Source organism: Streptomyces sp. NPDC041200, from assembly GCF_055591805.1.
Genome location: NZ_JBVIZF010000002.1, coordinates 127,550 through 141,304 on the forward strand (window position 1 = coordinate 127,550; position 13,755 = coordinate 141,304).

Sequence of the window (13,755 nt, forward strand, 5' to 3'; positions counted from 1 at the left end):
GGCTACTCCTGGGGCGTCGGCGCGCGAACGATGGTGATCAGCCGGTCGGCGGCCTGCAGCGGGCTCGCGTCGGCGTCGTCGTACGCCAGCAGCCGGTGCCCGCGCCGTACGGACACCACGAGGTCGTCCGTATCCCGCACCGACCTGCCCACCTCGGACTTCACCACCGTGCGCTCCACCAGGTCCAGACCGCTGCCCTGCTGGATCAGGTCCTCGATCACCGCGCCCGCGGTCGGCGACTGCACGCTCAGTCCCAGCAGCCGTCCCGCCGCGCTCGCGCTCGTGATCACCGCGTCGGCGCCCGACTGGCGCAGCAGCGGCGCGTTCTCCTCCTCGCGCACCGCCGCCACGATGTTCGCGCCCTTGTTGAGCTGCCGCGCGGTCAGCGTGACCAGCACCGCCGTATCGTCCCGCTGGGTCGCGATCACGAACTGGCGGGCCCGCTGCGCCTCCGCGCGCAGCAGCACATCGCTGCGGGTCGCGTCCCCCACCACGCCGACGAACCCCTCGGAGGTCGCGGACTCGATCACCTTGTGGTTCGGATCGACCACCACCACCCGCCCCTTGGGCAGCCCGCCCGCGCAGAGCGTCTGGACGGCGGACCGGCCCTTGGTGCCGAAGCCGATGACAACGGTGTGATCGCGCAAGGCGGACCTCCAGCGGTTCAGGCGGTATTGCTCGCGGGTGCGCTCGGCGAGGACTTCCAGCGTGGTGCCGACCAGGATGATCAGGAACAGCACGCGCAGCGGGGTGACCAGCAGGATGTTGGTGAGCCGGGCGCTGTCGCTGTGCGGGACGATGTCGCCGTAGCCGGTCGTGGACAGCGTCACGGTGGAGTAGTAGACGGAGTCGAGGAAGTCGACGCTGTCGTCGGCGTTGTCGTGGTAGCCGGTCCGGTCCATGTAGACGATCAGGACCGTCAGCACCAGGACGAGCAGCGCCAGCAGCAGTCGGCGGCCCACCTGGCGCAGCGGGCCATCCGGGTAGCGCGGCAGGTGGACGCGGTGGCCGGTGTCCTCCGGTGGCGTACGGGCCGCCGCGTCATGACTGGGCAGCTTCACGCGGGGCCCTCCTGGGTGCGTATGCCATCGTCATCCTCCTGCTGACTTCTGCCTCTTTTGCTTCCTTCGCCGCCTTTGCTGCCTTTGCTGCTTTGGCCGCTCTGGCCGCTCTGGCCGCTCCGGCCGCTCTGGCCGCTCTGGCCGCCGGCCTCGCTGCTCTCGCCGGTCCCGGTCGACCAGGGCAGCTCCAGCACCTCGACCTCCGCGCCGCGCCCGGCCCCGCCCGGCGGGATCACCGCGAGAGCGTCCGCGACGGCGATGCCGCGCAGCATCGCCGGACCGCTGAAGCGCAGCGGCCGCGCCTCGTCGTACTCGTCGTACCGGAACGCCACCGGCACCAGCCGGGTGTCGTGCGGATGCCCGCTCACCGCCTCGGCCAGCGAGGCCGGGTGACGCTCGGGCGCGGGGCGGCCCGTCAGCGTCCGCAGCAGCGGCTCCGCGAGCGTCAGCAGCCCCGATACGGCGGCCAGCGGATTGCCCGGCAGGCCGACCAGATGCCGCTCGGGCCCGAGGCGGGCCAGCAGCATGGGATGGCCCGGCCGCACCTCCACCCCGTCCACCAGCAGCTCGGCCCCCAGCCGGCGCAGGGTGGGGTGCACATGGTCCACCGGGCCCGCCGCCGTGCCCCCGGTCGTCACGATCAGGTCCGCCGATGATCCCTGGATCGCCGCGTACAGCGCGTCCGCCTCGTCGGCGACCCGGCGGGTGCCCGACACTTCCGCGCCCAGCGCCCGCAGCCACGGCCCCAGCATGGGCCCCAGGGCGTCCCGGATGGCGCCCTCGCGGGGCAGCCCGCGGGACAGCAGCTCGTCCCCGAGGACCAGCACCTCCACGCGCGGCCTGCGCACGGTCGCCAGCTCGTCGTATCCGGCCGCGGCCGCGAGCCCCAGCACGGCGGGGGTGACCCGCGTGCCCGCGGGCAGCAGCTGATCGCCGCTGCGGCACTCCTGGCCGCGGGGGCGGATGTCCTGCCCGAAGCCGACCGGCCGCGGGGCCTTCGCCGCGTGCAGCCAGCCGTCCCCGGTGTCCGTGCCGTACTCCGTGCGCAGCACCGCGGTGGCGCCGGGCGGGATGCGGGCCCCGGTGGCGATCCGCACCGCGTGCCCGTCGGACAGCGGCTCGACCGCTTGGCTCCCCGCCAGGATCCCGCGCCCCGCCCGGCCACTCACCGTGAGCCGCCAGGGCCCTGGCCCGGCCAGGGCCCAGCCGTCCATGGCGGAGGTGTCGAACGGCGGCAGGTCGGTCAGCGCGGTGAGGGGTTCGGCGAGGACGTGGCCGAGCGCGTCGTCCAGCGCCCGCGGGACGGGCGCCGCCTTGGCGACGGCCGTGGCGGGAGCGGGGGCGCGGGCGGCGATGCGGCGGGCGTCGGGCCAGGCAGTCAGAGGGGCCTCGGAGGCGTTGTGGGCGGGCGCGGCGGCGTCGGGTGCGGCGTTGTGGGGCGCGGCGGTGTGGGCGGGCGCGGGCGGCGCGTGGTCGGGTACGGGGCCGGGATCTCCGGGTCGGGGGTCGTGGAGGTCCCGGTGACGGCGCCGGGAGCCCCGGGGCGCGGAGTCGTCCGGACGTCCGCGGCGCCACTCGTACACGTCGGCGTCGGGCCTGATGCTCGGCGGTGGCCAGCCCAGGGCCTCGTCGGGTTCGTCCACGGGCGATGTCGTGCGGTCGGGGGCGCCGTGGCGAATCGTGCGCGCCACGCTCGGTGGGGGCCAGCCCAGCTCGGGGTCCGGCACGTCCGGCGGTGGCGACGCCCGTTTGGCGGTGGCCTGCTCATTGGCCAGGGCCAGGGCCTCGTCGACCTGGCGGTCGAGCTTGTTCGCGTCCCCGGAGCGGGGGTCCCGCTGGGTCATTCCTCGTCAGCCCAACGCGCCGCCAGGGCCGACGCCTTGCGGCTGGCGTCGGCCAGGGCCTCGGGGCCGCCGCCCTGCTGCGCGGCGGCGTAGCCGACGAGGAACGTGGTCAGGGGGGCGGCGGGCCGGGCGACACCGTGCGCGGCGTCGCGGGCCAGGTCGAGGAGGGCGGCGGTGTCGACGTCGAGGTCGATCCCGAGTTCCGCTTTGACTGCGGCAATCCATTCTTCCAGCACCCGTCCATGCTCCCTGATCCGCGCACGGGCCGTGGTGACGTCCTCCCAGGTGTCGCAGTCGAAGGACGCGGTGTCGTGCTGGATGTGGTGGAGATTCAGCTCCGTGGTGAGCAGCCGGAGCGGCAGCCCGCCGAGGCCGCCGTGCTCGGCGGCGAGCAGGGCGATCTCACGCCGCAGCGGTTCGGCGCGGTAGGCGGCGACGAGGGGCTGCTCGCGCCCGTCGGGATCGGTGAGCACGGCGCCGTCGGCCTGTCCGAGCCCGGCGATCAGGGTCCGCACGGTCTCCCCGGTGAGGAACGGCAGGTCGGCGGAGAGCAGGAGGACGACGGGGGCGGTGGTCCCCCGCACGCCCGCGTCGACGGCCGCGACCGGCCCGCCTCCGGGCGGCTCCTCCCGCGCCCACCGCACGGGCCGTATGGTCGGTCGGCGCGGCCCGACGACGACGGTCTGCCCGGCTTCCCGGCAGGCCCCCAGCACCCGGTCCAGCAGGGCCCGTCCGCCCACGCGCAGCGCGGGCTTGTCCGCGCCGCCGAGCCGCCGGGCCGCGCCTCCGGCCAGGATCACCGCGTCATAGGTCACCCTCCGAGTATGGCCGCTACAACCCCCGCAGCAGCACGGAGGGCTGCTCGACGCAGTCCGCCACGTACCGCAGGAACCCGCCTGCCGTCCCGCCGTCGCACACCCGGTGGTCGAAGGTGAACGACAGCTGCACGACGTGGCGGACCGCGAGTTCGCCGTGGTGCACCCACGGTTTCGGGGCGATGCGGCCGACGCCGAGCATGGCCGCCTCGGGGTGATTGATGATCGGCGTGGAGCCGTCGACCCCGAACACGCCGTAGTTGTTGAGCGTGAACGTGCCGCCCGTGAGGTCGGCCGGGGTCAGCGCGCCCGCTCGCGCGGCCTCGGTCAGGCGCGCCATCTCGGCGGCCAGCCCCTCGACGCTGCGGGTGTGGGCGTCGCGGACGACGGGGACGACGAGGCCGCGGTCGGTCTGCGCCGCGAAGCCGAGGTGCACGGCGCCGAGCTTGACCACTTCGCGGCGTTCCATGTCCACCGTGGAGTTGAGGTCGGGGAAGCGCGCGAGGGCGGCCGTGCAGATGCGGGCCAGCAGGGCGAGCACGGAGATCTTGGGGCCGCCGGTGGCGTTCATGGCCGTGCGGGCGGCGAGCAGTTCGGTCGCGTCGGCGTCCACCCAGCAGGTCGCGTCGGGGATCTCGCGACGGCTGCGGGAGAGTTTGTCGGCCACGGCGCCCCGCACCCCGCGCAGGGGGATGCGCTCCCCGTGCTCCTCGCTCACCGCCGCCGCCGTCCCGGTGCCGGTGCTGGTGCCGGGGATGGCCCGCTCGACGTCGGCGCGCAGAATCAGGCCCTCGGGGCCGGAGCCCGCCAGCTGCCGCAGGTCGATGCCGTGCTGCCGGGCCAGCCGCCGGACCAGGGGAGAGATCACCGGCACGGGACCCTCCGCGCTCTTGGTCACCACCATTCCGTTGGCAGGCGCGCGGGCCGGCCCGCTGGCAGGCCCGCTGTCAGGCCCGTTGCCAGGCCCGTTGCCAGGCCCGTCGGCGGGCCGCACCCGGCGCCGCCGTGCGGCGGGGGCGCCCGTGCCGTATCCGACGAGCACATTGCCGGACCCCTCGGCGGAGCCACTCACCGCACTCCGCTCACCGGAAGACCCGGGGTCTTCCGAGCCGTGCGCCACGAGCCCCTCGCCGGAACCACCGGCCTCAGCGGAACCACCCTCACCTGGTCCACCGGACCCGCCGGAAGACGCCACGGTCAGCAGGGGCGCGCCCACCGGCAGCTCCGTGCCCTCCTCGCCGAAGCGCGCCGTCACCACACCGGCATACGGACACGGCACGTCCACCATGGCCTTCGCGGTCTCGACCTCCACGACCGGCTGGTCGACCGCGACGACGTCGCCGACCTCGACCAGCCACCGCACGATCTCCGCCCCGGTGAGCCCCTCCCCCAGGTCGGGCAGCGTGAACTCCCGCACGACAGCCATCAGACCCTGCTCCCCTCGGTCCACTCCGACTCCCACTGCAACCGGGCGACGGCGTCCAGCACCCGGTCCACGCCGGGCAGATGGTGCCGCTCCAGCATCGGCGGCGGATACGGGATGTCGAACCCGGCGACCCGCAGCACCGGAGCCTCCAGGTGGTGGAAGCACCGCTCGGTGACGCGGGCGGCGATCTCGCCGCCGGGGCCGCCGAAACCGGCGGCCTCGTGGACCACGACCGCCCGCCCGGTGCGGCGCACGGAGGCGCACACGGTGTCGTCGTCGAAGGGGACCAGCGACCGCAGATCGACGACCTCCAGGTGCCAGCCCTCGGCCCGTGCCGCCTCGGCGGCTTCGAGGCACACCGGGACGGAGGGCCCGTACGAGATCAGGGTGGCGCTCCGGCCCCCGGTCCCGGCGTTGTGGACCACGGCCCGCCCGATCGGCGGGACCTCGACGGGGCGCTCGGGGTCCCAGTCGGACTTGGACCAGTACAGCCGCTTGGGTTCGAGGAAGACGACCGGATCGTCGGAAGCGATGGCGGCCCGCAGCAGCCCGTACGCGTCGGCGACGGTCGCCGGGGCGACGACATGGAGGCCGGGGGTGGCCATGTAGTACGCCTCGGAGGAGTCGCTGTGGTGCTCGACGCCGCCGATGCCGCCGCCGTACGGCACGCGCACGGTGAGCGGCAGCGGCACCGCGCCCCTGGTGCGGTTGCGCATGCGGGAGACATGGCTGACGAGTTGCTCGAAGGAGGGGTAGGCGAAGGCGTCGAACTGCATCTCGACGACGGGCCGCAGCCCGTACATGGCCATGCCGACGGCGGTGCCCAGGATGCCCGCCTCCGCCAGCGGCGTGTCCGTACAGCGGTCGTCGCCGAACTCCTCGGCGAGCCCGCTGGTGATCCGGAAGACGCCGCCCAGGGTGCCGACGTCCTCGCCGAGGACGTGGACGGCCGGGTCGGCGGCCATGGCGTCGCGCAGCGCCCGGCCGAGGGCCTGGGCCATGGTGGCGGGCTTGCGGTCGGTGGCGGTGGTCATCGCTCCCCCTCGGCGTCCAGCTCGGCCCGCAGCTGCGCGGCCTGCTCCCGCAGCTGACCGGTCTTCTCGGCGTAGACGTGCTCGAACAGCTCGAGGGGGTCGAGGACCGGGTCCTGGTGCATGCGGGTGCGCAGATCGGCGGCGAGCCGCTCCGCCGAGTCGCGCACGGCCTGGACGCCCTCGTCGTCGAGCAGCCCCCGGTCCCGCATGGCCGCCTCCAGGAGCGCGATCGGATCGTGTTCGCGCCAGGCCTCGACCTCGGCGTCGGAGCGGTAGCGGGTGGCGTCGTCGGCGTTGGTGTGGGCGTCGACCCGGTAGGTGACGGCTTCGACCAGGGTGGGGCCGCCACCGCTGCGGGCCCGGCGGATGGCCTCGCCGAGGACGTGGTGCACGGCGGCCGCGTCGTTGCCGTCGACGAGACGGCCGGGCATCCCGTAGCCGACCGCCTTGTGGGCCAGGGAAGGGGCGGCGGTCTGCTTGGCGAGCGGGACGGAGATCGCGAAGCCGTTGTTCTGGATCAGGAAGACGACGGGGGCCTGCCAGACGGCCGCGAAGTTGAGCGCCTCGTGGAAGTCTCCCTCGCTGGTGCCGCCGTCGCCGACCAGGGCGAGCGCCACGACGTCGTCGCCCTTGAGGCGCGCGGCGTGGGCCAGGCCGACCGCGTGCGGCAGCTGGGTGGCCAGCGGAGTGCTCAGCGGGGCGACCCGGTGCTCCCTGGGGTCGTAGCCCGAGTGCCAGTCGCCGCGCAGCAGGGTGAGGGCCTGGGCGGGGTCGAGCCCGCGGACGACGGCGGCCAGGGTGTCGCGATAGCTGGGAAAGAGCCAGTCCCGCTCCTCCAGCACCAGGCCGGCGGCCACCTGACACGCCTCCTGCCCGGTCGAGGAGGGGTAGACGGCCAGGCGGCCCTGCCGGGTGAGCGCGGTGGCCTGGACGTTGTAGCGGCGGCCGTGCACCAGCTCCCGGTGGAGCCGGATCAGCAGACCGGGGTCGAGGTCGGCGGCGGCGGAGGTGCCCAGCATGCGGTACGGCTCGGGGTCGGGCAGCAGCGGTGCGGCGTCGGTGCGGGGCCGCCAGGCGGGCGGGGGAGTGGGGCGGTAGGCGCCGGGCTGCTCTAGGACCGTCATGACACGACCTCCTGGGCGGGCAGACTGCTGGAGGGCGGGCGTGCCGTGCGGCATCGCCCTCACCTACCGATTGTTCGGTCGTTGACGCATTTTGGCTACAGGCGGCCTGAGCCTGTGGACAAACGGTTCTCCACAGCCTGAGATGAAAACAGGACGTCCATGAAGGGGAGGCAGGGCGGTATGCAGGGCGAACAGATGGCCAATCCGGACGGCAAACCTCCCGCGCGCCCGCTGGATCCCATCGACCGCGACATCCTGCGGCTGCTCCGGACGGACGGGCGCGCCTCCATACGCTCGGTGGCCGAGCAGGTGCACGTCTCGCGCGCCAACGCCTACGCGCGGATCAACCGGCTCCTGGACGACGGGGTGATCCGGGGCTTCAGCGCCCGGGTGGACCAGGAGCGGGCCGGGCAGGGGGCGTCCGCGTACATCACGCTGAAGATCGTGCAGAACTCCTGGCGCACTGTGCGCGAACAGCTCAGGCTGCTGCCGGGAGCGGCGCACATCGCCCTGGTCAGCGGGGATTTCGATGTACTGCTGCTGGTGCACACCGAGGACAACCGCTCGCTGCGCGAGCTGGTCCTCACCCGGATCCAGGCCATACCGGAGGTGCTGAGCACCCGCACCCTGCTGGTCTTCGAGGAAACGGACCTGGACCAGGAGGTCTAGCTCCCGAGGACGGTCTGATGTCCGGGGACGGTCTGGTCCCCGGGGACGCGCAGGCCCGCGAAGGCGGTACGGACCACGGCTTCGGCCACCTCGTCGGCGCCCGCGGCCCCGCCCCGGCCCGGCCGGTACCACTCCACAATGGAGTTGATCATGCCGAAGAGCAGCCGGGTCGCCAGCCGCGCGTCCACGTCGGCACGCAGATCGCCGTCGGCGGCCGCCCGCTTGAGCAGTGCGGCGACCTCGTGGTCGAACTCCCTTCGGCGCTCCATGGCCCACCGCTCGGTGTCCGTGTTGCCGCGCACGCGCAGGAGCAGCGTGACGTACGGAAGCTCCTCCATCAGCACCTCGGCGGTGCGCCGGGTCACGTACTCCAGCCGTTCGATCGCCCGGCCGTCGCGCGCGCCCGGCTCCTGGAGGATGCCGAACAGTCCGTCCAGCGCACGGCTTATGGCCCGCCGGAGCAGCTCTTCCTTGCCCTTGACGTGGTGGTAGATCGACGACTTGGAGATCCCCGCGGCACGGGAGAGATGCTCCATGGAGGTGCCGTCGTACCCGCGCTCGTTGAACACCTCCACGGCGACCGCGAGCAGCGATTCGGGCGTATAGGTGTCGCGCTTGGCCATGGTCATGATTAGAGCAGCTTTCCTTCGGTCGCAGCACGCCGGATCAGGGCCTGCGAGGGGGCGTAGCGGCCGGTGGGCCAGGCGTCGTGGAGCTTCTCCAGGACATCACGCACCCAGGCGGCGCCGAGCTGGTCCCCCCACCGCAGCGGGCCGCGCGGATAGTTGACGCCGGCACGCATGGCGGTGTCGATGTCCCCGGCGCTCGCCACCCCGCGGGCGACGGCGTCCGCGGCGAAGTCCACGAGCATCACGACGGTGCGGGCCACGATCATGCCGGGGAGGTCTCCCACCACGCTCACCTGCTTTCCGAGCGCCTGGAAGAGACCCGTCGCGGCCGCGGTGGCCTCCGGCGCGGCGGTCACGGAGGGGGCGAGGGCGATGCGGGTGGCGGCGCGGTAGTCCAGCGCCAGGTCGAACCGGATGCCGGGGCCGGACGGGTCCGTGGTGGCGGCGGAGCCGTCGGTCAGGGACAGCCGGGTGCCATCGGGCAGCGCGAGGAATCCCCTGTTCCCGGCCTCCGCCCCGGCATCGCGCGACAGCGCGATGCCCGCCTCCTCTATGAGCGGGACGAGCCCGGCGGCGGGGCCCAGATCCCCATGGAGGGCGATCTTCGCGGGAGCCTCGCACGGCTCGGCGGTGTGCGGGCGGGGGCGCGGTGCTTCGCCGGCGTGGTCGTACCAGCCGCGGCCCGTCTTGCGCCCGTGGAGACCGGCGTCGACCAGGCGGCGCTGGGCGAGAGACGGGGTGAATTTCGGATCGTGGAACAGCGATTCCCAGACGGATCGGGTGACGGCCTCGTTCACGTCCTGGCCGATGAGGTCGGTCAGCTCGAAGGGGCCCATCCGGAAGCCGCCGGACTCGCGCAGGACGGCGTCGATGGTGGCGGGGTCGGCGCCTCCCTCCTCGTACAGCCGGAAGGCCTCGGCGTAGAAGGGGCGGGCGATCCGGTTGACGATGAACCCGGGGGTGTCGGCGCAGCGCACCGGGGTCTTGCCCCATGCGGCGACGGTGTCGTACGCGCGGTCGGCGGCGGCCCGGTCGGTGGCGGAGCCGCGGACCACCTCGACCAGCGGCAGCACCGGGGCCGGGTTGAAGAAGTGGAGGCCGACGAGGCGGCCCGGGCAGCGGAGGGCGCCCGCGACGGCCGTGACGGACAGGGAGGAGGTGTTGGTGGCGAGCAGGGCGCGGTCGGAGACGACGGTTTCGAGGGCGGTGAACAGCTGCTGCTTGGCGCCCAGTTCCTCCAGGATGGCCTCGATGGCCAGCTCGGTGTCGGCGAGGTCCGCGAGCCGGTCGACGGGGGCGAGGCGGCCGAGGGCGGCGTCGCGGTCGGCCGAGGCGAGGGCGCCCTTGGCGACCAGCCGGCCGAGGCGGGCCGCGATGGCGTCCGCCGCCTGGGCGGCGCGGCCGGGCGCGGCGTCATAGAGCCGCACCGGGTGCCCGGCGGCCAGCGCCACCTGGGCGATCCCCTGGCCCATGGTGCCGGTGCCGACGACGGCTACGGTGCTGGTGCGCGGGAGCCCACGGTCGCTGGTGCCGCTCGCAGTCATACGGCTGATCCTTTTCGACGAAGTTATCCACAGGTCCGCCAGGCCCTCTTGTCCCGACCGATCGTTCGGTTAATCTAACTCTGTCGCCACTTCCAGCCCAGCTCAATCCCAGCTCGACGAGGAGTTGGTCAGCCGTGACCGCCGGACTCACCACAGACCAGTTGACGAAGACGCACCGTCCCACCCTCGACCAGGCCCTGGAGGCGATCCGTACCCGCGCCTATTGGTCCCCGCACCCCGAGCATCCGAAGGCCTACGGCGGGGAGGGCCAGGGCGGGCGCCCGAGCCTGAGCGTCGCCGAGGGCCAGACCGCCTTCGAGGCGCTGCGCGGCACGCGCCTGGAGCTGGACCAGCCGGGCACCGACGGCTGGACGGGCTCCGAGGTCTCGCCGTACGGAGTCGAGATGGGCATGGAGTATCCGCATCCGGATCTCGATGTGCTGCTCCCGGCCATGCGCGCGGGGATGCCCGCCTGGCGGGATGCCGGGCCCGAGGCGCGGGCCATGGTGTGCCTGGAGATCCTGGCCCGGATCAGCGCCCGCTCGCATGAGTTCGCGCAGGCGGTCATGCACACCAGCGGGCAGGCCTACATGATGGCGTTCCAGGCGGGCGGCCCGCACGCCCAGGACCGCGGCCTGGAGGCGGTGGCGTACGCGTTCGCGGAGCAGACGCGCACGCCGGGCGCCGCCGACTGGTCAAAGCCGCAGGGCAAGCGCGATCCGCTGGAGCTGCGCAAGACCTTCACCGCCGTACCGCGCGGCATCGCGCTGCTGATCGGCTGCAACACGTTCCCCACGTGGAACGGGTACCCGGGCCTTTTCGCCTCGCTGGCCACCGGCAATCCGGTGCTGGTCAAGCCGCATCCGCAGGCCGTGCTGCCGCTCGCGCTGACCGTGCAGACGGCGCGCGAGGTGCTGCGGGAGGCGGGCTTCGACCCCAACCTGGTGGCGCTGGCCGCCGAGCGGGAGGGCGAGGGCATCGCCAAGGTCCTCGCCGTGCGCCCCGAGATCCGCGTCATCGACTACACGGGCTCGACCGCCTTCGGCGACTGGCTGGAGACCCACGCCCGGCAGGCCCAGGTCTTCACGGAGAAGGCCGGGGTCAACACGGTCGTCATCGACTCCACCGACGACTACAAGGGCATGCTGGCCAACCTGGCGTTCTCCCTCTCCCTCTACAGCGGCCAGATGTGCACCACCCCGCAGAATCTGCTGATCCCCCGCGAGGGCATCACCACCGACGCTGGCCCCAAGTCCTATGACGAGGTGGTGGCCGATCTGGCGGCCGCGGTCGACGGGCTGCTGGGCGACGACGCCCGGGCGAGCGCACTGCTCGGCGCGATCGTGGGCCCCCGGGTGCGGGAGCGGCTGGAGGCCGCCCCCGGGCTCGGCGGGGTCGCGCTCGCCTCCCGCGCGGTGACCCACCCCGAATTCCCCGGCGCCACGGTGCGTACGCCGCTGATGGTGAAGGCGGACGGGGCGCGGAAGTTCTGGGAGGGGGCGGAGGCGGACGCGCCCTATCTCTCCGAATGCTTCGGACCGGTGTCCTTCGCCGTCGCGGTCGACTCGGCGGCCGACGCGGTCGCCCTGCTGCGCCGCACCACCCGGGACAAGGGCGCGATGACGGTCGGCGCGTACACGACGTCGCCGGAGGTGGAGCGGCTGATCGAGGAGGCCTGCCTGGAGGAGTGCGCCCAGCTGTCGCTGAATCTGACCGGCGGGGTGTATGTGAACCAGACCGCGGCCTTCTCGGACTTCCACGGCTCGGGCGGCAACCCGTCGGCCAACGCCGCGCTGTGCGACGGGGCCTTCGTGGCGAGCCGCTTCCGCGTGGTGGAGGTGCGCCGCCCCGCCTAGGTCCTGTCCGGCGGGGGCGCGGCGGGTCCTCCCCAGTGGAACAGGGCCATGGCCACGCTGGTGGCCAGGTTGTAGCTGGACACCTGAGGCCGCATGGGGAGGGCCACCAGCCGGGTGGCCCGCTCGCGCAGTTCCGGCGACAGCCCGTGCCGTTCGGAGCCGAACGCCAGCAGCGCGTCATCGGGTATGGCCAGGGACCGGATGTCCTCCCCCTCCGCGTCCAGGGCGTACAGCGGCCCCGGCGGGAGGGCGTCGGCCGCCAGCCGTTCGACGGCGGTGGCGAAGTGGAGGCCCGCACCCGAGCGCACGGCATTCGGGTGCCAGGGGTCGATGTCCCCGGTGGTGACCACCCCCGCGGCCCCGAACCCGGCGGCGAGCCGGACCACGGCGCCGACGTTCCCGAGGTTGCGGGGGTTGTCCAGGACGACGACCGGCGCGGGCCTCGGCTGCCGCGCCAGGGCGTCCAGGTTCCCCTGCCGCCCGCGCCGGACCGCCAGCGCGGCGACGCGGGTGGGGTGCACCCGGGGGACGAGGGTGCGCAGGGCCTGGTCCTCCACCTCCACCAGGAGATCCGCGATCACCTCGGTGAGATCACCGGCCAGCTCGGCCGCCAGCTCCATCGCGGCGGCCTTGTCACTGGTGACCGCGAGCCGCACCTCGGCGTCGAAGCGGAGCGCATGCTTCAGCGCATGGAAGCCGTCGAGCAGCACGGTCTCGGGGGCCGTCTCGCGCCACTGCCGCACGGCCCGCGTGGCCTGGTCCTCAGTCATCCCCTCAGCGTACGGGGGCCGGGGGCGGTGACCAGGCGCTTCACCGGTGATGCGGCCCCCGCCGGACGGACCGTCATCCCGAGCCGGTCACCTGGGACGGTCACCCCGGGACGGTCACCTCGGGCCGGTCACCTGGGGCCGGTCACCTGGGGCCGTCCCGCCAGTCGCTGACGGGGTAGTCCACATAGCCGCCCGCCCCGCCGGTGTAGTAGGTGGCCCGGTCACCAGCCGCCAGCTCGCGGCCCAGGGCGAACCGGGTGACCAGATCCGGGTTGGCGATGAAGTGGGTCGCGAAGGACACGGCGTCGGCGGTTCCGGAAGCGATGAGCGCGTTCGCAGAGGCGCGCTCGTAGCCGTTGTTGGCGATCAGCGGGCCGTCGAACCGCCGCCGGTACCGGGCGGTCTCCCCGGCGTCCGGAGCGTCACCCGGCGCGGCGGGGTCCCCTCCACGCAGATGCAGATAGGCCACGGGGTGGTCGTTCAGCGCCGACACGAGCGCGTCGTAGTCGGCGAGCGTCTCCTCGTCCGCCCGGAACAGATCACCGTCCCTCCAGTACGGCCCCAGCCGGACCCCAACGCCCCGGCCGTCCCAGGGCCCGGCGGCCGCGCAGACGATCTCCAGCAGCAGCCGCCCGCGGGCCGCGCGGTCGCCCCCGTAGGCGTCCGTCCGGTGGTTCAGCCGGGGGTTGAGGAACTGCGCGATCAGGAACGAGCCGAGGGCGCCGATCTCGACCCCGTCGAACCCGGCCCGCCGGGCGTTCTCCGAGGCGGTGCCAAAGGCGGCGACCGTGGCCGCGATGTCGGCCGCGGTCATGGCCCGGGGCGTGACGGTCTCCTTGAACCCGCCGGGAGTGAAGGACCGCGTCCGGGGATTGATCGCCGAGGGCCCGGCGGGCCGCCGTCCGCCCAGGTGGTCGGGGTGCGAGGCGGCGCCGGTGTGCCACAGCTCACGTCAGGCCCGTTCCGCGCGTCATCACGGTGAC

General features: G+C 73.8%; 12 protein-coding genes. 2 read left to right on the forward strand and 10 right to left on the reverse strand.

Going from position 1 to position 13,755, the window contains the following annotated elements:
- Window positions 1-2 precede the first annotated feature (2 nt).
- The 6 genes from ACZ6CL_RS05620 to pdhA are packed head-to-tail and all read right to left on the reverse strand — an operon-like array spanning window position 3 to window position 7,304.
- A complete protein-coding gene (locus tag ACZ6CL_RS05620) occupies window positions 3-1,061 on the reverse strand; it encodes a potassium channel family protein (RefSeq protein ID WP_468931549.1) in 1,059 nt (352 codons plus the stop codon).
- Window positions 1,058-2,905 (reverse strand): molybdopterin molybdotransferase MoeA, encoded by a 1,848-nt coding sequence (locus ACZ6CL_RS05625; protein ID WP_468931551.1) that lies wholly within the window; start codon window positions 2,903-2,905, stop codon window positions 1,058-1,060. The genes ACZ6CL_RS05620 and ACZ6CL_RS05625 overlap by 4 nt, the downstream gene beginning before the upstream one ends.
- Window positions 2,902-3,720 carry an NTP transferase domain-containing protein gene (locus ACZ6CL_RS05630; protein ID WP_468931554.1) on the reverse strand — a complete coding sequence of 273 codons (819 nt, stop codon included), beginning with the start codon at window positions 3,718-3,720 and terminating at the stop codon, window positions 2,902-2,904. Before ACZ6CL_RS05630 ends, ACZ6CL_RS05625 begins: the two co-directional genes overlap by 4 nt.
- A 16-nt stretch (window positions 3,721-3,736) precedes the next feature.
- Window positions 3,737-5,146 carry a dihydrolipoamide acetyltransferase family protein gene (locus ACZ6CL_RS05635; protein WP_468931557.1) on the reverse strand — a complete coding sequence of 470 codons (1,410 nt, stop codon included), beginning with the start codon at window positions 5,144-5,146 and terminating at the stop codon, window positions 3,737-3,739.
- Window positions 5,146-6,180 carry an alpha-ketoacid dehydrogenase subunit beta gene (locus tag ACZ6CL_RS05640; RefSeq protein ID WP_468931560.1) on the reverse strand — a complete coding sequence of 345 codons (1,035 nt, stop codon included), beginning with the start codon at window positions 6,178-6,180 and terminating at the stop codon, window positions 5,146-5,148. The genes ACZ6CL_RS05635 and ACZ6CL_RS05640 overlap by 1 nt, the downstream gene beginning before the upstream one ends.
- Window positions 6,177-7,304: a pyruvate dehydrogenase (acetyl-transferring) E1 component subunit alpha gene (gene pdhA / locus ACZ6CL_RS05645; protein WP_468931562.1), complete on the reverse strand. Its 1,128-nt coding sequence runs from the start codon at window positions 7,302-7,304 to the stop codon at window positions 6,177-6,179. Before pdhA ends, ACZ6CL_RS05640 begins: the two co-directional genes overlap by 4 nt.
- A gap of 180 nt (window positions 7,305-7,484) precedes the next feature.
- Between pdhA and ACZ6CL_RS05650 the strand changes: the two genes are divergently transcribed.
- The gene (locus ACZ6CL_RS05650; RefSeq protein ID WP_468931565.1) at window positions 7,485-7,973 is read left to right on the forward strand and encodes an Lrp/AsnC family transcriptional regulator; all 489 of its coding nucleotides are present in this window, start codon (window positions 7,485-7,487) and stop codon (window positions 7,971-7,973) included.
- Here the strand turns inward: ACZ6CL_RS05650 and ACZ6CL_RS05655 are convergent.
- Together ACZ6CL_RS05655 and ACZ6CL_RS05660 are read right to left on the reverse strand one after the other, a co-directional pair.
- Window positions 7,970-8,602, reverse strand: coding sequence for a TetR/AcrR family transcriptional regulator (locus ACZ6CL_RS05655; RefSeq protein ID WP_468931568.1), 633 nt, complete (start codon window positions 8,600-8,602; stop codon window positions 7,970-7,972). The two genes, ACZ6CL_RS05650 and ACZ6CL_RS05655, sit on opposite strands and share 4 nt — an antisense overlap.
- A gap of 2 nt (window positions 8,603-8,604) precedes the next feature.
- Complete coding sequence (locus ACZ6CL_RS05660) at window positions 8,605-10,146, reverse strand: 3-hydroxyacyl-CoA dehydrogenase (RefSeq protein ID WP_468931571.1); 1,542 nt, start codon at window positions 10,144-10,146, stop codon at window positions 8,605-8,607.
- A 134-nt stretch (window positions 10,147-10,280) separates the two neighbouring features.
- Between ACZ6CL_RS05660 and paaN the strand changes: the two genes are divergently transcribed.
- Window positions 10,281-12,002 carry a phenylacetic acid degradation protein PaaN gene (gene paaN, locus ACZ6CL_RS05665; RefSeq protein WP_468931573.1) on the forward strand — a complete coding sequence of 574 codons (1,722 nt, stop codon included), beginning with the start codon at window positions 10,281-10,283 and terminating at the stop codon, window positions 12,000-12,002.
- Here paaN and ACZ6CL_RS05670 read toward each other — a convergent pair.
- Both ACZ6CL_RS05670 and ACZ6CL_RS05675 read right to left on the reverse strand, forming a co-directional pair.
- Window positions 11,999-12,772, reverse strand: a complete 774-nt coding sequence (locus ACZ6CL_RS05670; RefSeq protein ID WP_468931576.1) for a TrmH family RNA methyltransferase — start codon at window positions 12,770-12,772, stop codon at window positions 11,999-12,001. The two genes, paaN and ACZ6CL_RS05670, sit on opposite strands and share 4 nt — an antisense overlap.
- Window positions 12,773-12,914: 142 nt before the next feature.
- Window positions 12,915-13,718, reverse strand: a complete 804-nt coding sequence (locus ACZ6CL_RS05675; protein WP_468933268.1) for an oxidoreductase — start codon at window positions 13,716-13,718, stop codon at window positions 12,915-12,917.
- Window positions 13,719-13,755: the final 37 nt, after the last annotated feature.